The 308-nt window shown below is 55.2% G+C and carries 1 pseudogene; it reads right to left on the bottom strand.

Going from position 1 to position 308, the window contains the following annotated elements:
- Positions 1-290: pseudogene (locus ACO0LD_RS31820) on the bottom strand (hypothetical protein); the annotation flags it as partial.
- Between the last annotated feature and the right edge of the window lie 18 nt (positions 291-308).

Here is a 308-nt window from a genome sequence, read left to right on the forward strand (position 1 = left end):
ATCTGGTTAGCCTGTAACTGGGTTTTACTGCGCTGCAAAGTACTCAGGCGGGTGCTGATGTCGAGCAAGTCTTCCTGCTTTTGCTGGGTCTGGGCTGCAGAGACATAGCCATTGCCTTGCAGGGTTTCATACTTGGCGACGCTTTGCTGTGCCAGTTGCTGGCGGCGCTGCGCCAGCAGCAGTTCTTGTTCAAGCTGGGTATGTTCTTGTGCCAGGTTCGCCAGTCTTTGTTGCAGGGCCTGCTTTTTTTCCTGGTACTGGCTTTGGCGCAGTCTTTGTTCTGCAGCCATACTGTCGGCACGGCTGGC

It is taken from the genome of Undibacterium sp. Ji83W (assembly GCF_049340385.1).
Lineage (GTDB): Bacteria > Pseudomonadota > Gammaproteobacteria > Burkholderiales > Burkholderiaceae_D > Undibacterium.